This window comes from Comamonas odontotermitis, assembly GCF_014207855.1.
GTDB lineage: Bacteria > Pseudomonadota > Gammaproteobacteria > Burkholderiales > Burkholderiaceae_C > Comamonas > Comamonas odontotermitis_A.
The window spans coordinates 238,021-257,415 of sequence record NZ_JACHKZ010000003.1 but is presented as its reverse complement, the minus strand read 5'-3'; the positions used below and the strand labels follow the sequence as shown (position 1 = coordinate 257,415).

Below are 19,395 nucleotides of genomic sequence, written 5' to 3'. Positions count from 1 at the left end.
CGCCCACGCTTATCGGCTGTTAATTTTTAAAGACCTATCCAACACCACCAGCAAGCATCTCTCGATCTCACCAGCCCTCTTGGACCAACTCGCTGCAATCAGCGAAGCCTTGCATTGTAGCACAGGTTTTTGCAACTTCATCAAGCTGCAAACAAATTCTTCTGCACCTCAACTTGTCGCCAACACCAAAAAACAAACCTTGCGAACCGCGCTCTTTCGAGTCTGGCAGCTTCGCAAGGCGTTGTGCTGTCGATGGATCGTATTGTATAGGGTTTCCACCATGCACGGGTGAAGTTGGCGAAAATTTTTTATTGAACCCGCATTGCATGACTTGGCGATGGCAGCGCTGCCGCAGTTTGCATGGCATCGCCCACTGATCCCCCTCATCCAAGGCCAGCGCCCGGCACACCAGATAATAGGGCCAACATGGCATTGATTACCTTATTAGATGCGCAGCTGGCCTTTGGCCATGTTGCTTTGCTGGATCACGCAGATTTCTCCCTGGAATCGCAGGAGCGCGTTGGGCTGATCGGCCGCAATGGCGCAGGCAAGTCTTCGTTGCTGAAGATTCTTGCCGGCCTGGAGAGAGCCGACGACGGGTCTTTGCAGGTGCAGAACGGCGTACGGATCGCGTATGTGGCGCAGGAGCCGAATCTGAATCCAGCGCACACGATTTTCCAGGCGGCGTCCGATGGACTGGCCGAGATTACCGCCGTCCGCGATCGCTACTTTGCTGCTGCTGAAGGGGAGGATCTGGACGCGCTGCAATCGCAGATTGAAGCGCATGATGCCTGGAATTGGGAACAGCGGGTAGAGGAGACGCTGCAACGCCTGCATCTGGATGGTCAGGCGGTTGTAGCCAAGCTTTCCGGAGGTATCAAGAAGCGGGTGGCCTTGGCCCAGGCTTTGGTCGCCCGGCCTGATGTTTTGTTTCTGGACGAACCGACCAACCATCTGGATCTGGATTCGATCGCCTGGCTGGAAGATTTGCTCAAGGAGTTCAAGGGCAGCGTGGTCACCATTACCCATGACCGCGCTTTTCTGGATGCAATTGCCACGCGCATTGTGGAGCTGGATCGTGGTGAGTTGCGCAGCTACCCAGGCAATTTTGCGCAGTATCTGCTTCAAAAAGAAGAGCAATTAGCCCAGGAGGCGGTGATCAACGCCAAGGCCGACAAGCTGCTGGCTCAGGAAGAGGTCTGGATCCGCAAAGGTGTAGAGGCACGCCGCACACGCAGCCAAAGCCGTATCGAACGCTTAAAGACGTTGCGCGCCAACCGTGAATCGCGCCGGGAGGCCCTGGGCAGCGTGAAGATGGATATTGCTTCAGGGATGGGCAATGCCTACCAGGGCAAGATCGTTGCAGAGCTGACGAATGTGAGCAAAGCCTTCGGTGACAGGCAGATTGTGCGCAATTTCAGCACCACGGTGCTGCGCGGTGACAAGGTAGGCCTGATCGGCCCCAATGGCGCGGGCAAGACCACTTTGCTGAAGATGATTCTGGGCGAGTTGGCGCCCGATAGCGGCAGCATCCGCCAAGGTGCCAATCTGCAGGTGGCGTATTTTGACCAGATGCGCGATGCCATCAATCTGGACGCAACGCTGGAGGATTTCATCAGCCCTGGCAGCGAATGGATAGAGATCGGCAACCAGCGCAAGCATGTGAAGAGCTATTTGGGCGATTTTCTTTTCTCGCCCGCCAGAGCCAATTCGCCGGTGCGCTCCCTCTCAGGCGGCGAGCGCAACCGCCTGCTGCTGGCCCGGTTGTTTGCGCGCCCGGCCAATGTGCTGGTGCTGGACGAGCCAACCAACGATCTCGACATCGATACGCTCGATCTGCTGGAAGAGCTGCTGCAGCAGTACGATGGCACGGTGTTCCTGGTCAGCCATGACCGCACCTTTCTCGACAATGTGGTCACCAGCATCATTGCCGCAGAAGGCGATGGCCATTGGCGCGAATACGAAGGCTCGGTGCAGGACTGGTTGATCCAGTCTCGCCGCGCGCGCGATATTGCCGAGCAGCAAGCCAGTGCCCAGGCCAGCAAAGCCGCCAAAGAGGCCAAAGCCGCGGCGCCGGCGCCAGTCACTGCGTCTGCCACCACGCCTGCGGCCCAGCCCAAGCGCAAGCTCAGCTATAAAGACCAGCGTGAACTCGATCAGCTACCAGCTCGCATCGAGGCTCTGGAGACCGAACAGAAAGCGATCCAGGCTGAGCTGTCCGACGGCTCACTCTACAACAGCGATTACGAGCGTGCCGTGAGCCTGCAGCAGCGCGATGCCGTGATTGAAGAGGAGCTGCTGGAAGCGCTGATGCGCTGGGAAGCGCTGGCAGGCTAGCTCCCGAAGCCTCAAAAGCAAAAGGCACACCAACAGCTCGCTGGTGTGCCTTTTGCTTGATGAAATCATGGCCGCCGTGCCACGCGGCCTTCTGCTGCCGTGCTTACTCCCACGCCCCCAGCCCTGTCAAATTACCATGTTGATCCCGAATGCGCATGGCGGATGTGGTGCGGTTATTGGGCTGCAGCGCAAAATGCGCCGTCCCCAGCACAGCGCCTTTGCCGGCATCCGCATGCCAGTCGCAGATGATTTCGGCCGATGCTGCAATATTTTGTACCGGCCGGCACTGCACAGCGCCATCGGTGCTGGTCACCACATCACCCTGCTCCTGCTGGAAGGTGGTTATCCGCGCCATTGGCGTGCCCGCTTGTCCGTTGGACGGCTGGAAGTTGAGCAACCACTGGCCACTGAGCCTGCGAGCCAGTGTGGACTGGTCTTCCAGCACCAGGCGAATGGTGCTTTTCTGTTTTTCTTCGGGGAACTGAACGACGCCTTCTGTGCGCATGCCACGCTTGGTGCGGTCATCCAGGCGGTAGAAGCCCAGCGTCATGTCGCCCGGGCTGTTGACCAGGACAGCGGACTGCATGGGCCCGCCAATGGCTCGCCCACCTTCGTATCGCTGTAGGGGCATCCGCACTTCCTGCTCTTCGTAGCTGCCGCTTCCCATGTGAAAGGTTGTGTTGCCATTGCTCAGGTAGTTGAACACCTGCGCAATCGCAAGGCCATTCTGTACGTCGACAGCAATTCCTCGCCCGGGCTTGCCATTGATTTCATCGGTCACTATCCACGTGCCATTGGCAGGCACCTGAACATCGCCGGAGTAGCAGGAAATATCCTGCATGTAGGTGTAAGAGCCATCCGCGCAGTCACCCCATGCACTGATGGAGCCTCCCACCATCACTTCACCTTGCACCCCAAAGCGCCCACCTACCGCGCCAGTCGTCTCGACCACGCCTTGCACGTCCGGCCCCGTAATGCGAAATGAAGCATGATTCACTCGAACATCCGAAGGAGCCACCACTGCCGGCTCTTGGGCGGTGCAGTCATAAGCGTCCATCGACTCCCGCCGCGCGCACGCCAGCACCTGCTGCGAAGCGCTGACCTCAGCAGCCGTGCGCTTCAACAGCAATTGGCGCTGCCCGCTAGCAACACTGACCAGCTGCGCCTCCCAAGCCATGGCTGGCTGACCGTCGCCAGCCAAGGCCACCATTCGAAAACTGCGCGGCAAGACAGTGGCTGGTCTCACATACGAGGCTTCAAATTCCGGGCTCATCGCAGCAAAGCGCTGGATTGCCAGTTCCGGCTCGCCAGGAAACTGCACGACGCCGCGCAGGCCATCGGTGAAACGCAACACCACATTCCCCAGAGATTCACGCAGCTCAGCAGAGCGCGGCTCGCTGCCAAATGAGCGCCCGCCCACATAGCGAATCAGCGGAGCCGTGACGGCATTTCCGTCGAAAGTGCCCATGGCCGTGTAGAAGGTTGCCGCACCCGACGCCTCGTATGCAAACACCTGCATCAGAAATGCATTGCCCTGTACGTCGATCGCGAGGCCCCGCCCCGGCTTGCCATTGAGCTCGCTCGTTACCACCCAGGTGCCTGGCTGCGGGGTGAAACTGCGCGCTGCCTGGCTGGGCACGGCCCCCACCAAGCTGGCTGCAATACATAGCGCCTGCAATGCGCGGCGTACTTTCATGAGAATCCCCTTTTTTGTTTCTTCAATAAAAATCGGTCGCCAGCGCATCTATAGAGAACACCCGGCATTCAAAAACCATAGCAAACCTAATTTGCTTCACCTACCCATGGATTGTCTGCCCTACGGGTCTGCGATCATTTTTCTCTATCTTATCGGGAGAATAGAGATTAATGACCAATGTCTTTCCAGCAATTGCCCAGAGCGCACCATAACTTCAGTTTTGATAGCAATTGATTCGCTCCAGACACTCAGGGCATTGGCACGCCATCTGCCTATGGAAACTCCGCCCGCACCCTTTGGTAGGTGTGCCAGAACGTCGCATCCTGCGTACAGGCGTAGTTGATGCGCATGAGCGTGGAGGGCTGGCGGCTCGCGTAGAACAGGGTGCCGGGGGCGATGAGGTAGTTTTCGTCCAGCATGCGCTGGGCCAGCACTTCGGTGTCCATGCCGGTATCGACCCAGCCGAACATACCGGCCGGCTCGGTCACAAACTGGCAGCCCGCCTGCTGGGCCAGTTGCACACTGTGCTTTCTGGCCTGCACAAGGCGGTTGCGCACACGCTCGATATGGCGGCGCAGTTGGCCGTTTTCGATGCACAAGGCCATGGCGCGCTCCATGATGGCTGGACTGGTGAGGGTGGACAGCAGCTTGGTATCGAGCATCCGGTCCACCATATCGGGCGGAGCCGCCATGTAGCCAACGCGCCAGTTGGGCGCAAGTATCTTGGCAAAGCCGCTGATGTAGATGGTGCGGCGCAAGCCGTCCAGCACCGACAGGCGTGTGGCATGCTCAGGTGCGATATGGCTGTAGGTATCGTCTTCCACCACATAAAAGCCGAATTCCTTGGCCAACTGCAATATATGGTGTGCCGACGCCGGGCGCAGACTGTAGCTGGTGGGGTTGTGCAACACGCTCACGCTCACATAGAGTTTGGGCGCATGGGTTTCGCAATAGCGGCGCATTGTGGCCAGATCCGGGCCATCCGCGCCTCGCGGTACGGGAAGCACCTGCATGCCCAATGCAGCCAGACGGGCAAACTCCACGGACCAGCCTGGCTCCTCCACCATCACCGCATCGCCAGCTTTGAGCAGCGTTCGGCTGACGATGTCCAGGCCCTGTGTCGCGCCCACGGTGGTCATCACCTGGTCGGCAATGACCGGCAGGCCCAGGGTTTTGAGCCGGTCTGCCAGCAGGCCGCGCAGCATCTCGTCGCCCATGGGTACCCCGTAGCCCCAGGACATGGTCCGCAACTCTTCCAGCCCCACCACCTTGCGCAACGCCGATTGGAGAAACTGGTTCTGCAGCCAATCGGCAGGCAGCATGCCCGCACCCGGCTGCGGGTGCGTGGCCTTGTGCATCATGCCGCGGATGAGCGATGTGGCATTGATACGCGCCGACGCCGCAGGCAGGGAAAGCGATACGGCATCTTTCAGTGTTTTGTTTTTGATAGCATCCTGCGCTTTATTTGCGGTCGCTTTTACCGATTTTTCAACATAATCGCGCACATAAAAACCGCGTTGGCGACGCGATTCGATCAAGCCCTGCGCCTGCAGCACATCGTAGGCGGCCACCACCGTATGCGGGCTCACACCTTGCTGCACGGCACAGGCGCGCACCGAGGGCAGTCGTGTGCCTGCAGGCAGCAGCCGTGAACGGATGCGCTCAGCAAAACGGGCTACCAATTGGTCGGTCAACGTGTGGGTGGTATCGCGGGTCAGCATGGTGTATCAGCGTTGGCACCAATACAGTTTGCGCACTTGGCAGTACATCTGTATTGGTACTGTATTGGTCTCGCCTCTATAGTAATCACAAGTACAGCGAGCGGCAATTGCCCGATCGTCTTTCGCGGCCCCTCAGGCGTGGCGAGCTTGCCACCCTGTCCCGGCAGCGATGCCGTGGTGGTGCGGCGCTTGCCAGAATGACGAATCCGCTGATCTGTTCGACCGAAAGATGACTACCACCATGACCGTTGTCGATTTCACCGCCTTTTTGGTTTTGGCCACGGCGATGAGCTTTACGCCCGGGCCCAACACCACCATGGCAGCCGCCATGGGCGCCAACTGGGGGCTCAGGCCTGCCATGCGCTTTGTATGGGGCGTTCCGGTGGGCTGGTGCGCGTTGCTGCTGTTATGCGCGAGCGGCGTCGGCGCGCTGGTGATGGCCGCACCAGTGATGAAAACCGCCATCAAGGCGGTTGGCATTGCCTACTTGGTGTGGCTGGCCTACAAGTTGAGTGGCAGCGGCAAGCTCGCCGAGGCCAAGGACGCCAGCTTGATCGGTTTTTGGCAAGGCGTGTGTTTGCAGTTCGTGAACGTCAAGGCCTGGCTGCTGGCCCTGGCCATTGTTGCAGGCTGGATTGTCGGGTTCGAGGACCAGCTCATGCGATTGGCCATCGTCGTGCCCATCATGTTGCTTTACGCATTTGCCAGCAATTTGCTGTATGCATCTGTCGGCGCGCTGCTGCGTACCTGGCTGGCCCAGGGCCAGCGCCTGCTGTGGTTCAACCGCGCCATGGCACTGGTGCTGGTACTGACTGCCGTCTGGATGATCAAAGCCTGAGCCAGCCCCATGATGACAGTACACCGCACCCTAACCCCCGCCGTCCCATGGCTGCAGATTGCCGGGATGGCAAGGCGGAGCTCCGCATGGCGGTCCAGTGCCCCTGCCACCAGACGGACAATGACGATGATCAACACGCCAGCCACAAGCTGGCAGGCGGTAGCCGCCCGCCGAGCGCACTCCCGGACGCCCGGCAACCGCCCCTTTGCAACCTCAAGAGCCGCTGTTTCACAGCCTTGTCATTTGAGTATTTGATTTGATGTATTTGGCGATGCGCCGTGCAGGCGGCGCACCCAGACGAGGAAGAAAATGAATAACTGGACCCTGGCAAAACGTGCCTCCACCATGAACCCTTCGGTGATCCGCGAGATCCTGAAGGTGACCGAAAAGCCCGGCATCATCAGCCTGGCAGGGGGCCTTCCATCCCCCAAGACCTTTCCGATCGAGGCTTTCAAGAGCGCTGCGAACAAGGTACTGCTGCAGGACGGCGCTTCCTCGCTGCAGTACGCTGCCAGCGAAGGCTACGCCCCGCTGCGCGAATTCATTGCCCAGCAGCTGCCATGGGACGTGAGCCCGGACCAGGTACTGATCACCACCGGCTCGCAGCAAGGGCTGGATCTGGTGGGCAAGATCATGCTCGACGAGGGCAGCCGCTTGCTGGTGGAAACACCGACCTACCTGGGCGCCCTGCAAGCTTTTTCGCCCCAGCAGCCGGAAGTGGTGGGCGTGGACAGCGACGAACACGGCATGATCCCCGCTGATCTGGAGCGCAAGGTAGGCACAGGCGCGCAAAAGGCCCGCCTGATCTATCTGCTGCCCAATTTCCAGAATCCCACGGGCCGCACCATGGATGACGTCCGTCGCCAGGCCGTGGTGGAGCGCCTTGCCCAGCTGGGGGTGCCGTTTCTGGAAGACAACCCCTATGGCGACCTGTGGTACGACGAGGAGCCCGCCGCGCCGCTGACCGCCCGCAACCCGGAAGGCGGCCTGTACCTGGGCTCGTTCTCCAAGGTGCTGGCTCCGGGCCTGCGCCTGGGCTACATCGTGGCGCCCAAGGCCATCTACCCCAAGCTGTTGCAGGCCAAGCAGGCCGCTGACCTGCACACCCCGAGCTTCAACCAGCGCATGGTGGCAGAAGTGATCAAGGACGGCTTCCTGGACCGGCATGTGCCCACCATTCGCGCGATGTACAAAAAACAGCGCAACGCCATGCTGGCCGCCTTGGAGCAGCATTTTGCGGGCCTCGATGTGCAATGGACCCGGCCCATCGGCGGCATGTTCCTGTGGATACGCATGCCCCAAGGCATAGATACCGTGAAGATGCTGCCCGCCGCCGTGGAGCGCAACGTGGCCTATGTGCCCGGCTCTGCCTTCTACGCGGCCAACCCGGACCACCGCACCATGCGCCTGTCGTATGTGACGGCCTCCGAGGAGCAGATCCACATCGCCATCAAGGCCCTGGCCGACACCGTGCGCGCCACCTTGGCGCAGCAATAGACTCTGCACCCATTTGGCCAGATTGCCTTGCAAAGGCCTGGCCACTGCTTTGCCCAGGGCCCAGCCTTGAGCGCCGGGCAAAGCCTCTCCCATCACCATCCGAAAGCCACTCATGCTGAAAATCTGGGGCCGCATCTCATCCATCAATGTGCGCAAAGTCGTCTGGGCCGCGCAAGAGCTGGGGGTGCCGTTCGAGCGCATCGACACCGGCGGCAAATTTGGTGGAACGCATACGCCCGAGTTTCTGGCCCGCAACCCCAATGCCATGGTGCCAGCCATCGAAGACGGCGAAGGCGCCTTCCAGGTGAGCCTGTTCGAGTCGAACGTGATCGTGCGCTACCTGTGCGCCCGCTACTCGCCCGGCGTGCTGTATCCGGCAGCCCTGGCCCAGCGCTTTGATGCCGAGCGCTGGATGGATTGGCAACAGACCACCTTGAACCCCGCCGGGCGCGATGCCTTCATCCAGCTCATCCGCGTAGCCCCGGCGCAGCGCGATGCGCAGAAGATCGCTGCATCCATTGCCGCGATGGAGCCTTTGCTGCAGCTGCTGGACCGGCATCTGGCCACCCACGCCTACCTGCAGGGCGACCATTTCGGTATGGCCGACATCCCCGTAGCCTGCGACGTGCACCGCTGGTGGAACCTGCCCGCCGCCGATTACCAGCGCCCCCACTACCCACAGGTGGAACGCTGGTTTGCCGCACTTCTGGCCCGGCCATCCACGCGGGGCGTGCTCGATGTCACCCTTGAGTAAATTCAAAGAAAATTAGCCAGCAGCGCACGACTGGTACGCGCCATCTATTCAATTTCCATAGCAAAAAAAAACATACCGCCATGCACCCACGCCGATTCACCCAGCTCGATGTCTTCGCCGATCATGCCCTGCAAGGCAATGCGCTGGCCGTGGTGCTGGATGGCGAAGGCATCAGCGATGCAGCCATGCTGGATTTCGCACGCTGGACCAACCTGTCGGAAACCACCTTTCTGCTGCCGCCTACGGCTGAAGGCGCAGCCGCTGGCGCCGACTACCGTGTGCGCATCTTCACCCCGGCGGGCGAGCTGGCCTTTGCGGGCCATCCCACCCTGGGCAGTTGCCAGGCCTGGCTCAACGCGGGCGGCACGCCGCGCCGAAACCAGGTCGTGGTGCAGGAATGCGCCAAGGGCCTCGTCACCATTGCGCGCGCTGCTGCCCCCGGTAGCTCGGGCATGGAGGGTCTGGCATTTGCCGCGCCGCCACTGCAGCGCAGCGACGTGCCTGCCAATCTGCAGGCACAGGTACTCGCTGCTCTGCAATTGCAGGCCGATGATCTGATCGCCGCCCAGTGGCTGGACAACGGATCGCGCTGGATGGGCCTACTGATGCGCCATATCGATATCCTGCCGCGCGCCCTGCCCAATGCGGCTGCGCTGCGTGCGCTGGGCGTCAAAGCCGGGCTGTGCGCCATCCACCCGCAGGGCAGTGGCGCAGACGACAGTGCCGAGCCCGTACTGGAAGTGCGCGGCATCACACTGACCGCCCATGGCATTGCCGAAGACCCCGCCACCGGCAGCCTGAACGCCAGCCTGGCCCAATGGCTCAGCGCTGCCGGGCACATTGCCTTGCCGTACCGCGTGCAGCAAGGCGCAGCGATTGGCCGTGCAGGCCGTATGCGCCTTATCGCTGATATGGCCAATATGGCCGATGCCAGCGGCCAGATCTGGGTGCAAGGCCAGGTGCACAGCGTTGTGACGGGCCACGTCACTCTTTGAATCTTCAAGAAAGGGAGTTCCCCATGCGTACACGCGCCTTCATGCAGGTCGATGTGTTTTCCGAAACCGCGTACCGCGGCAATCCGCTGGCCGTGGTGCTCAACGGCGAAGGCCTGAGCGACGAGACCATGCAGGCATTTGCCCGCTGGACCAACCTGTCAGAAACCACATTTCTGCTGCCGCCCACCCAGGCAGGAGCCGACTACCGCGTGCGCATCTTCACGCCGGGCGGCGAGTTGCCTTTTGCGGGCCACCCCACCCTGGGCAGCTGCTACGCCTGGCTGGCTGCGGGCGGCAAGCCCCGCAAACCCGGCACCGTGGTACAGGAATGCGCCAAGGGGCTGGTGCCATTGCGGATGAATCCGCAAACCGACGCCACAGACGCAGACGCAGGCGGCCAGCTGGCCTTTGCCGCGCCCTCACTTGAACGCAGCAGCATCAGCGATGCCGAGTTCATGTCCCTGCTACAGGCTGCTGGCTTGCGTGCGGACCAGGTCGTCGCCCGGCAAAAGCTGAACAACGGCCCGCTGTTCTGGGCCCTTCTGGTCGATGAACCCGATACCGTGTTTGCGCTGCAACCCGATGTGACAGCCCTGCATGCACTGGGCGCAGAGCTGGCCGTGGCAGCGCGCTACCCCCAGGCTGGCCGGGCCCTGATCGGCCGAGCCAGCCGCGAAGCCCGTGCGTTTTCAAGCAGTGCGCCCGCCAATCCCGCCACCGCGGCCGACCCCGACCTGGAAGTACGCGTATGGTTTGACACCGGCACCACGATGAGCGAAGACCCCATCACCGGCAGCCTGAACGCGAGCCTCGCGCAATGGCTGCTGGCCGACGGCCACATCGAAGCGCCCTACACCGCCAGCCAGGGCATCAACATGGACCGGGCAGGCCAGGTATTCATCACGCAGGACGGGGGCGGCCAGGTCTGGGTTGGCGGTCAGGTCACTGCCTGCATCAGCGGCACGGTGCAGCTATGAATCCACCCACCTCCACTTCGAGAATCGCTCAACTCGACCATCTGGTGGTCATGGCCGCCACGCTGGAAGAAGGCGTGCAGTGGTGCGAAGACACGCTGGGCGTCACGCCCGCGGCGGGCGGCCGCCACGCCTTCATGGGCACGCACAACCGCCTCCTGCGCACCAGCAGCGAGGCGTTTGCGGCCTCGTACCTCGAAATCATTGCGATCGATCCCGAGGGCGCTCCACCTTCCGCCCCGTTTGACAAGCGCTGGTTCGACATGGATGCCGCCTGGCTGCATGCGTCGGTCGCGCAGCATGGCCCGCAGCTGATCCACTGGGTGGCGCGCGTACCCGATATCGCTGCCAGCACCGAGGCCCTGCACGCATTGGATTTGCCTGCGGGCGCGCCGCAGGCGGCCAGCAGGCAGACGCCACGCGGCCTGCTCGAATGGCAGATCGGGCTGCGCAGCGACGGACAGCGGCTGCTGGGCGGCTGCCTGCCCACCCTGATCCGCTGGGGCGCCATCCACCCCGAAGCCAGTATGCAGGGCCAAGGCGTGCAACTGCTGGGCCTGGAGCTGCAGCACCCGCAGGCCGATGCACTGCGCGCCGCCCTGCTGGCGCTGAATCTGCCGGTGAATACCCCGATACAGGTGCAAATCAGCGCCCAGCCTGCCCTGGCCGCACACCTGCAAACCCCCAAAGGGCGGGTAACGCTACGCAGTCGCGCCACAGCCCTGCCCCAGCCACAATGACAGCCGGAGCCTCCATGCCGCATTCCGCCTTGCCCAGCCTCGCCGATATCGAAGCCGCATCCCGCGTGGTCTACGACCAGTTTCAGCCTACGCCGCAATACCACTGGCAGCTGCTGAGCGAAAAACTCGGCGCCCATTGCTGGCTCAAGCATGAAAACCACACGCCGGTGGGTGCCTTCAAGATCCGCGGCGGTCTGACCTATTTCGCGCAGATGGCCGTCCGCAACACCTTGCCTGCCGAAGTGATCAGCGCCACCCGGGGCAACCACGGCCAGAGCATCGCCTGGGCTGCGCGCCGCCATGGCGTGCGCTGCACCATCGTGGTGCCGCATGGCAACTCCGTCGAAAAGAATGCCGCCATGCGTGCGCTGGGCGCCAGCCTCATCGAGCATGGGGATGATTTTCAGGCTGCGCGCGAGCATGCCATTGCGCTGGCGGAGCAGCGTGGCGCCCACATGGTGCCCAGCTTCCATGCAGACCTGGTGAGCGGCGTCAGCACCTATTGGTGGGAGTTTCTGCGCGCCGTGCCCGATATGCATACGGCCTACGTGCCCATTGGCCTGGGCTCCGGCGCCTGCGCGGCGGTGGCAGCCAAGCTGGCCTTGCAGCACCCGGTGCGCATCGTCGGCGTGGTCAGCACGGGTGCCACCACCTACCGCGACTCCATTGCCGCTGGCGAGGTGGTGGAGGCTGCGGTCACCACACAGATTGCCGACGGCATGGCCGTGCGCCGGGCCGACCCACAGGCGCTCGCCATCCTGCGCCAGCACCTCGATCGCGTGGTGGCGGTCAGCGACGATGAAATCGCCGCCGCCATGCAACTGCTGTTCACCAGCACCCACAACGTGGCTGAAGGCGCGGGCGCCGCTGCGCTGGCCGCCGCACTGCAGGAGCGAGCCGCCATTGCAGGGCAGACGGTGGGCCTGGCCCTGACGGGCGGCAATGTCGATGCGGCGGTGTTTGCACAGGTACTGGCGCCATGACACAAGCGGCCGCAGCCGCTAGCCGGGCCCAGCTGTGCAACAATCGGGCGCTTGAGAGACGCGTAGCACGCCAGCAGCGAGGATCTGCCCACCGCAGCGGCAGACCTTGCGACCCACCATGAGCCTATCCACCACATCGCCCCCTCCCGCCTCCACCATTGCTGTCGTCATTCCCAGCTACAAGGTTACGCGGCACATCCTTGCGGTCATCCAGGCCATCGGCCCGGAGGTGGATCGCATCTATGTCGTTGACGATTGCTGCCCCGACGGCAGTGGCCGCTACGTGCAGGAGAACAACCGCGATCCCCGCGTGAGCGTGCTGTTCAACGAGGTGAATCTGGGTGTGGGCGGCGCGGTGATGGCGGGTTACCGCGCGGCGATCGATGATGGCTTTGACATCATCGTCAAGATCGATGGCGACGGACAGATGGACCCGAGCCTGCTGCCGCGCTTTGTGGCGCCCATTGTCAGTGGCCGGGCCGATTACACCAAGGGCAACCGCTTCTACAACCTGGAGAAGATATCGCGCATGCCCAAGATCCGCATCCTGGGCAATGCGGTGCTGTCTTTCATGGCCAAGTTCTCGTCGGGGTACTGGAGCAGTTTTGACCCAACCAATGGCTACACCGCCATCGCTGCCAGCACTGCGGCCCAGTTGCCCCTGCACAAGATCAGTCGCAGCTATTTCTTTGAAACCGACATGCTGTTCCGGCTGAACACCGTGCGCGCCGTTGTTGTGGACGTGCCCATGGACGCCAAATACGAGACGGAATTCAGCAACCTCAAGATCACCCAGATCCTGGGCGAATTCTTCGCGGGCCATATCCGCAACTTCTGCAAACGCATTTTCTACAACTACTACCTGCGCGGCATGTCGGTCGCATCCCTGGAGCTGCCATTGGGCCTGGGCCTGATTGGCTGGGGAATGGGGTTTGGCCTGTACCAGTGGGGCAAATCGCTTGCAATGGGCATGGTCACGCCTGCGGGTACCGTCATGTTCAGCGCGCTGCCCCTCATTCTGGGTGTGCAGCTGTGCCTGGCCTTCATTGCCTTTGATGTAGCGGCGGAACCTACCAATTCGCAGCGCAGCACAGGGGCACTGCCTTAGAACGTGTTTACGATCTCCTCGCGCTGCGTAGAGATCGTAAACACGTTCTAAGCGCCTGCGGGCGATCTCAGCGCGGCGGCTGGGTAACGCGCCAATCCAGCTGGTGTATTTCCTGCAGCAGCAGGGCCAGTTGCTGCGCCGCAGCATCGACCACGGCCTTGCCTTTTTCAGCCGTGGCGCCCGCCGCGTTGCCAACGGCCCCGCAGGCGTTGTAATCTTCGATGGCCCATCCCATCTTGGCGCTCTTGCCGTTACCCAGAATGGGAAAGCGCCTCGCGCGGTCCTGCGATGTGGAATGAAAGCAGCCTGCATGCTCCATGCGCACCTGCGCAGGTGCCAGATGCAGCATCATCGAAGTTTCGATCTCGCCGCCATGGATGCCAAAGCGGTGCTCATCGGCGCTGAACAACCCGGTGACCGCAGCGGGCAGCGGCAAACCACCCCAGCTGCTGCTATACACCAGCATGCCGTGCGCCATGCGCAGCTCGCGCGCCACGATGTCCATCACCGCCACCTGACCGCCATGCGTGTTGAACATCAGCAGTTTGCGGATGCCCGCGCGCGCCACGGCCTGGCCCATGGCCGTCCACAGATCGATGATCAGCCGAGGCGGCAGGCTCAGGGTGCCTGGAAAGCTCAGGTGCTCCGTGCTCAGGCCCACGTTCTGCGCGGGCAACACCAGCACCGGCACATCGGCGGGCAGCAAGGGCATGGCTGCATCCACAATGCCTTTCAGCAAAGTGGCATCGACCGACACGGGCAGGTGCGGGCCATGCTGCTCGATGGCCGCCACCGGCAACACCGCCACGGTGCGCGCAGCCAGGCCAACGGCCTCGCTGTCAGTGAATTCTCGGGTGCTGATGTCTTTCCACCAGCGCGATGACCAGTTGACGGTGCTCATTTACTGCTGCTGTTGCTGTTGCTGCTGATCGCTCCAGAGCCGCCCGCCCGTGGCCCAGTTGTGGCGCGGTACATCGAAGAAGACGATATCAACGCCGTCAGGCGATCCGCCCAGGGTGCGTACGGTGGCTTCGGTCAAGGCTTCGGCCAGCGCGCGCTTTTGCTCCACGGTACGGCCCTCGAACAGTTCTACACGAATGGTTGGCATGCAAGGGTCTCCGTTGGTCATTCAATCGCGGCCATCCTGCCTGTTGCGCTCCATGCGGCGCAGCAGCGAAGGCCATGGGCCGCTGCCATGCAGCAAGCACCAGCGCCGGTACGCGGCAACCGGCCAGCCCGGGGGCTTTCATGCTGCTGTCGTGGCCAGGCAGTATCTTGGGAGATTTTGACATAGCGCGGCCAACTCCCTGGCTTCCTCCTGCGATAGGCATGAATGCCCCTTCTCCGCTCGCCTCTGTCAGCATTGTTGAGCTTTCCCTGACAATTTGTAGAAACTATCAGAAATCGGTTTCTCTAAAATCGGATCAGCGTTTTTTCAGAGAAAGTTCACCATGTCCACCTCCTCCCGCCGTAGCAACTCCAGCGCCCAGTCGCTGGCAGCGAAAAGTCTGGAGCTCTCCTGGGCTGCGCCCCAAGTGGTGGCCCAGCGGGTGAGCCGCATGATGACAGCGGGCCCAAGCCCTTCTGTGCGCGACCAGCAGGAGTTCTACCGCATGGGTAGCGAGAAGGTCGTTGCCTTCTACGAATCGTGGATGGGCATGTGGACGCAGGCCTGCACCTCGTACTGGCAGGCCGCTGCCAGCATGGTCGCAACCCCTGAACTGCTGACGCCCACGGCCAGCAACCCCTTCGCACCATTCGGCGTCGGCAAGGCCACCAAGCGCATCGTCAAGCAGCAGGTGCATGCGGTGACCGATGTACTGAATGCAGGCATCACCCCCGTGCACGCCAAGGCGGTAAGCAACGCAAAGCGTCTGTCGCGGACACGCAAGCCCTGATCCGAAAAAAAGCTTCTGGCGCCTCATGGAAAAGCGCCAAAAGCTCTTATTTTTATAGCATTCAGGAATTTTCAGGCTGTTCCTGCTCCTGCCGCTCTTCGGCCATCTGCTCCTGCTTTTCGTTCTGCTGCAGCGCCCACATATCCGCGTAACGCCCACCTTGCGCCAGCAGTCTTGCATGGGTGCCACGCTCGACGATGCGGCCTGCATCCATCACCAGAATCTCGTGGGCATCCACCACCGTTGACAGGCGGTGCGCAATCACGAGGGTGGTCTTGCCGCGCGCGGCCTGCTGCAGCTCCTGCTGGATGGCGCGCTCATTGGCGGAGTCGAGTGCCGAGGTGGCTTCGTCAAAAATCAGGATCGGCGGGTTCTTGAGCAGGGTGCGGGCAATGGCAACGCGCTGCTTCTCGCCGCCCGACAGCTTCAGGCCCCGCTCGCCCACGCGCGTGGCATAGCCGTCCGGCGTAGCAGCAATCATGCCGTGGATGCGCGCAGCCTGGGCAGCCTGCACCACCTCGTCGTGCGTGGCCCCGGGGCGGCCATAGGCAATGTTGTACTCCACCGTGTCGTTGAACAACACCGTGTCCTGCGGCACGATGCCGATGGCGCGGCGCAGGCTGTCCTGCGTGATCTCACGAATGTCCTGGCCCGCAATGCGGATGGCGCCCGCCTGCACATCGTAAAAACGGAACAGCAGGCGCGCCAGCGTCGATTTACCCGCGCCGGAAGGCCCCACCACAGCAACCGTCCTGCCCGCGGGTACAGCAAAGCTCAGGCCTTGCAGGATGGGGCGGTCCGGGTGGTAGGCAAAGTGCACATCGTCAAACCGCAGCTCGGGTTCGCCCTGCAGTTGCAGTGGCTGCGCGCCGGGCGCATCGGCCACCTCGCGCTCCTTGTCCATCAGCGTGAACATGCGGTCCAGATCGGTAAGGCTCTGCTTAATCTCGCGGTACAGCGTGCCTAAAAAATTGAGCGGGATGTACAACTGGATCATGAAGGCGTTGATCATCACCAGGTCGCCCAGCGTCAGCCGGCCATCCACCACCCCCTGGGTGGCGCGCCACAGCATGGCAACCAGCGCCACGGCAATGATCAGCTGCTGGCCACTGTTGAGCACGCTCAGGCTGCTTTGGCTTTTCAGCCGCGCACGGCGCAGCTTTTCCAGGTCCTCGTCATAACGCACGGCTTCAAAGCGCTCGTTGTTGAAATATTTGACGGTTTCGTAGTTCAGCAGCGAATCGATCGCCTTGCTGTGCGCCGAGGAATCAATCAGGTTGGCCTCGCGCCGGTACTGGGTGCGCCACTGCGTGACCGTAACCGTGAAAGTGATGTAGACCACCAGTGCCACGATGGTGATGAGCGCAAACCAGACATCGAACTTGATGGCCAGAATGCCCAGCACCAGCACCAGTTCAATGAAGGTGGGCACGATGCTGTAGAGCGAATAGGAGATGAGCGACTCGACGCCTTTGACGCCGCGCTCGATATCGCGCGTCATGCCGCCGGTCTGGCGCTCCAGATGAAAGCGCAGGCTCATGCCGTGCAAATGCTCGAAGGTCTGCAGGGCAATGGAGCGCGCTGCGCCCTGCGTAGCCTTGGCAAACACCAGCTCGCGCAGCTCGCCAAACACCGAAGTCAGCAACCGCAGGCCGCCATAGGCCAGCAGCAGGCCAACGGGTACCACCAGCAGCGCCTGGGCGCTGCCGGGCTGGATGCCCAGTGCATCCACCACATGCTTGAGCAGCACCGGCACGCCCACATTGGCAACTTTGGCCCCCACCATCAGCAGCAGGGCCGCCATCACGCGCCATTTGTAAGCCCACAGATAGGGCAGCAGGCGCTTGAGGGTTTCTCCATCACGAGATTCGGGTTTACCCTTGGTTTCGCTAGGGCTTGCGGGGAGAGAGGCTTCCTGAAAACGGCGCATGGGGGACAATTGTGGGATTGTTGTATCCCCTGATTGTGCCCATGAATACCGTCCGCACCACGTCCTCCGATTTGCCCACTGACAAGGAGCTGGTGCTGCGCGTCATCCCCATGCCTGCCGATTGCAATGCCAATGGCGATATCTTTGGTGGCTGGGTGATGTCGCAGGTCGATCTGGCAGGCTCGGTGCTGCCCCTGCGCCACTCGCGCGGCCGTACGGTGACCGTGGCCGTCAATGAGTTCATCTTCAAGCAACCCGTGCGCGTGGGCGACATTCTGTCGTTCTATGCCAAGCTCACCCGCGTTGGCACCACGTCGATGACCGTGGCCGTGGAAGTGGTGGCAGAGCGCCTGTCCAAGCAGGGCCAGTTCATCAAGGTGACCGAAGCGACCTTGACTTATGTGGCGATCGACGAGCAAGGACAGCCTCGCAAGGTGCCGCCGCTGTCTGCCTGATGACCAGAGCTGCTCCAATGCAAAAGCGCTGCCGAGGCAGCGCTTTTTCATGGCTATTCAATCATTCAATCAGCAGCTGCCAGCGCTTATCAGACAGGCGCCGCAGGCTGTACTGACCATAAGCCGTATCAGGCCACGCTTTCTGCAGCCTTTTCGGTCTTGGCGGTGCTGCCCGTGCTCGCAGTGGGCTTGCGCGTGCTGCCTGAGCATTCGATCTCGCCGGTCAACTGGCCACCTTCTTCGATGATGACCTTGCCGTAGCGGATCTTGCCGTGCACACGGCCGCTGCCAAAGATCACCAGCTTGTCACGCACCGTCAGATTACCTTCAAATTCGCCGTGAATCTCGGCAATGTCGATCTCTGCAGAGCCCCGGAACGCGCCCTCGGCAGCAATCTGGATCACGCGCGAATCCATGGTGGCCTCGACCGTGCCTTCCACCACCAGGGTGTCGCAATCGGTGATCTCGACGCCCTTGAGCTTGATATTGGGGCCAACAGTCAGTTTGCTGCCGGTGCCGGCGGTGGTATCGGTAGAGGTCACGGCGCTGGAATACGAAGAAGTGGTGGAGTCATCGGACTTGTTGGACAGATTGCCCCCCAACACCGAGCTGGCCGAACCAGCGGCCGTGCTGGGCAGGGTGCTGCCGGAAGAGCTCGATGACGAGCCGCCCATGAACTTGGATGCGGAATTGTCGTTGTCACGGCGTCCGCCGAAGAAAGGGTTTTGTACAGCCATCGGATCTCCTTGTAGAAAATGACACCCCACGCTTCCCATTGCGTGCGGTTCGTAGCCCCTCCACGAGGGGCGTTTTTCATCCTGGGCGGCCCGGCGATGAAAAAACAGATCAATGCTATTCAATTTATAGCTATTGTGTTAACAAAATTTGACACTAGTCGTAACAAGGCACGCGTATTGCCTCGTTTGCTATCAATATTTTCATAGCACCGACAGATTTCACAATTCCCAACAAACACCTAGGTCCATATAAATAATCGTCAGGAGACGATGTAAGCCGCCGTGGCCGTCGCCAGCACCTGGCCGGTGCTGTCGCAGAAATCCGAGCGCGTCGTCGCCACGCGCGAGCCCAGGCGCAGCACACGCGCCTGCATCGCAAACGGCCCGTGCGTGCCGGGGCGCAGGTAATCCACCCGCAGGTCGATGGTGCCCAGCTTGCCAAAGCGCATCAGCCGCTGCATGACCGGCTCGCCCACATGCTTGGCGCCCGATGCTGCCATGACTGCAATCCCGCCCAGTGCGTCCAGGCTGGCACTGATCACGCCGCCGTGGATGCGTTTGAGCCCGAAGTGCCCGATCAGCTCGTGCCGCATCTCCAGCGAGGCGAGCAGTGCATCGTCCTTGACCCCCACGAGCTTGAGCCCGAGCAACTGGTTGAACACGATGCGCTCTTCAAAGATCTCGCGCAGGCCAGCGATATAGGGCTCGTCCAGCCCTTGCATCGATACGTAG

At 61.8% G+C, this 19,395-nt stretch carries 19 protein-coding genes; 12 read left to right on the top strand and 7 right to left on the bottom strand.

Going from position 1 to position 19,395, the window contains the following annotated elements:
• Positions 1–292 (top strand): hypothetical protein (locus HNP33_RS20835; protein ID WP_221451980.1); only part of this gene is annotated, 292 nt, incomplete at its 5' end.
• 134 nt (positions 293–426) lie between these two features.
• Positions 427–2,337 (top strand): ribosomal protection-like ABC-F family protein, encoded by a 1,911-nt coding sequence (gene abc-f, locus HNP33_RS04465; RefSeq protein ID WP_184705694.1) that lies wholly within the window; start codon positions 427–429, stop codon positions 2,335–2,337.
• 103 nt (positions 2,338–2,440) lie between these two features.
• Here abc-f and HNP33_RS04460 read toward each other — a convergent pair whose 3' ends face one another.
• Both HNP33_RS04460 and HNP33_RS04455 read right to left on the bottom strand, forming a co-directional pair.
• Positions 2,441–4,033 carry a hypothetical protein gene (locus HNP33_RS04460; protein ID WP_184705692.1) on the bottom strand — a complete coding sequence of 531 codons (1,593 nt, stop codon included), beginning with the start codon at positions 4,031–4,033 and terminating at the stop codon, positions 2,441–2,443.
• Positions 4,034–4,305: 272 nt separating this feature from the next.
• Positions 4,306–5,754, bottom strand: a complete 1,449-nt coding sequence (locus HNP33_RS04455; RefSeq protein WP_184705690.1) for a PLP-dependent aminotransferase family protein — start codon at positions 5,752–5,754, stop codon at positions 4,306–4,308.
• Positions 5,755–5,995: 241 nt separating this feature from the next.
• Between HNP33_RS04455 and HNP33_RS04450 the strand changes: the two genes are divergently transcribed.
• From HNP33_RS04450 to HNP33_RS04415, 8 genes are all read left to right on the top strand, one after another.
• A complete protein-coding gene (locus tag HNP33_RS04450; protein ID WP_184705688.1) occupies positions 5,996–6,592 on the top strand; it encodes a LysE family translocator in 597 nt (198 codons plus the stop codon).
• Positions 6,593–6,901: 309 nt separating this feature from the next.
• Complete coding sequence (locus HNP33_RS04445) at positions 6,902–8,089, top strand: PLP-dependent aminotransferase family protein (RefSeq protein WP_184705686.1); 1,188 nt, start codon at positions 6,902–6,904, stop codon at positions 8,087–8,089.
• A 112-nt stretch (positions 8,090–8,201) separates the two neighbouring features.
• The gene (locus HNP33_RS04440) at positions 8,202–8,843 is read left to right on the top strand and encodes a glutathione S-transferase family protein (RefSeq protein ID WP_184705684.1); all 642 of its coding nucleotides are present in this window, start codon (positions 8,202–8,204) and stop codon (positions 8,841–8,843) included.
• Positions 8,844–8,923: 80 nt separating this feature from the next.
• A complete protein-coding gene (locus HNP33_RS04435) occupies positions 8,924–9,838 on the top strand; it encodes a PhzF family phenazine biosynthesis protein (protein ID WP_184705682.1) in 915 nt (304 codons plus the stop codon).
• A 23-nt stretch (positions 9,839–9,861) separates the two neighbouring features.
• Positions 9,862–10,815, top strand: coding sequence for a PhzF family phenazine biosynthesis protein (locus HNP33_RS04430; protein ID WP_184705680.1), 954 nt, complete (start codon positions 9,862–9,864; stop codon positions 10,813–10,815).
• Positions 10,812–11,552 carry a VOC family protein gene (locus HNP33_RS04425; protein WP_184705678.1) on the top strand — a complete coding sequence of 247 codons (741 nt, stop codon included), beginning with the start codon at positions 10,812–10,814 and terminating at the stop codon, positions 11,550–11,552. The genes HNP33_RS04430 and HNP33_RS04425 overlap by 4 nt, the downstream gene beginning before the upstream one ends.
• Positions 11,553–11,566: 14 nt before the next feature.
• On the top strand, positions 11,567–12,535 hold the full coding sequence (locus HNP33_RS04420) for a threonine dehydratase (protein WP_184705676.1): 969 nt from the start codon (positions 11,567–11,569) through the stop codon (positions 12,533–12,535).
• Between the two features lie 118 nt (positions 12,536–12,653).
• Complete coding sequence (locus tag HNP33_RS04415) at positions 12,654–13,643, top strand: glycosyltransferase family 2 protein (protein ID WP_184705674.1); 990 nt, start codon at positions 12,654–12,656, stop codon at positions 13,641–13,643.
• A 67-nt stretch (positions 13,644–13,710) separates the two neighbouring features.
• Here the strand turns inward: HNP33_RS04415 and HNP33_RS04410 are convergent, their stop codons facing one another.
• Positions 13,711–14,544 carry a creatininase family protein gene (locus tag HNP33_RS04410; protein ID WP_184705672.1) on the bottom strand — a complete coding sequence of 278 codons (834 nt, stop codon included), beginning with the start codon at positions 14,542–14,544 and terminating at the stop codon, positions 13,711–13,713.
• Positions 14,545–14,751 (bottom strand): 4-oxalocrotonate tautomerase, encoded by a 207-nt coding sequence (locus HNP33_RS04405; protein WP_184705670.1) that lies wholly within the window; start codon positions 14,749–14,751, stop codon positions 14,545–14,547.
• 343 nt (positions 14,752–15,094) lie between these two features.
• Here HNP33_RS04405 and HNP33_RS04400 point away from each other — a divergent pair, with 343 nt between their 5' ends.
• Positions 15,095–15,541 carry a polyhydroxyalkanoate granule-associated phasin gene (locus HNP33_RS04400; RefSeq protein ID WP_184705668.1) on the top strand — a complete coding sequence of 149 codons (447 nt, stop codon included), beginning with the start codon at positions 15,095–15,097 and terminating at the stop codon, positions 15,539–15,541.
• 61 nt (positions 15,542–15,602) lie between these two features.
• Here the strand turns inward: HNP33_RS04400 and HNP33_RS04395 are convergent, their stop codons facing one another.
• Entirely contained in the window at positions 15,603–17,471 is a 1,869-nt protein-coding gene (locus HNP33_RS04395) for an ABCB family ABC transporter ATP-binding protein/permease (RefSeq protein ID WP_184705666.1), read from the bottom strand.
• 41 nt (positions 17,472–17,512) lie between these two features.
• On the opposite strand from HNP33_RS04395, the gene HNP33_RS04390 reads away from it, so the two are divergent.
• Positions 17,513–17,926 (top strand): acyl-CoA thioesterase, encoded by a 414-nt coding sequence (locus HNP33_RS04390; RefSeq protein ID WP_184705664.1) that lies wholly within the window; start codon positions 17,513–17,515, stop codon positions 17,924–17,926.
• A gap of 128 nt (positions 17,927–18,054) precedes the next feature.
• On the opposite strand, the gene HNP33_RS04385 is transcribed toward HNP33_RS04390, so the two are convergent.
• Both HNP33_RS04385 and HNP33_RS04380 read right to left on the bottom strand, forming a co-directional pair.
• Complete coding sequence (locus HNP33_RS04385) at positions 18,055–18,663, bottom strand: bactofilin family protein (protein WP_184705662.1); 609 nt, start codon at positions 18,661–18,663, stop codon at positions 18,055–18,057.
• A gap of 260 nt (positions 18,664–18,923) precedes the next feature.
• Positions 18,924–19,385, bottom strand: coding sequence for a thioesterase family protein (locus HNP33_RS04380; protein ID WP_233464389.1), 462 nt, complete (start codon positions 19,383–19,385; stop codon positions 18,924–18,926).
• Between the last annotated feature and the right edge of the window lie 10 nt (positions 19,386–19,395).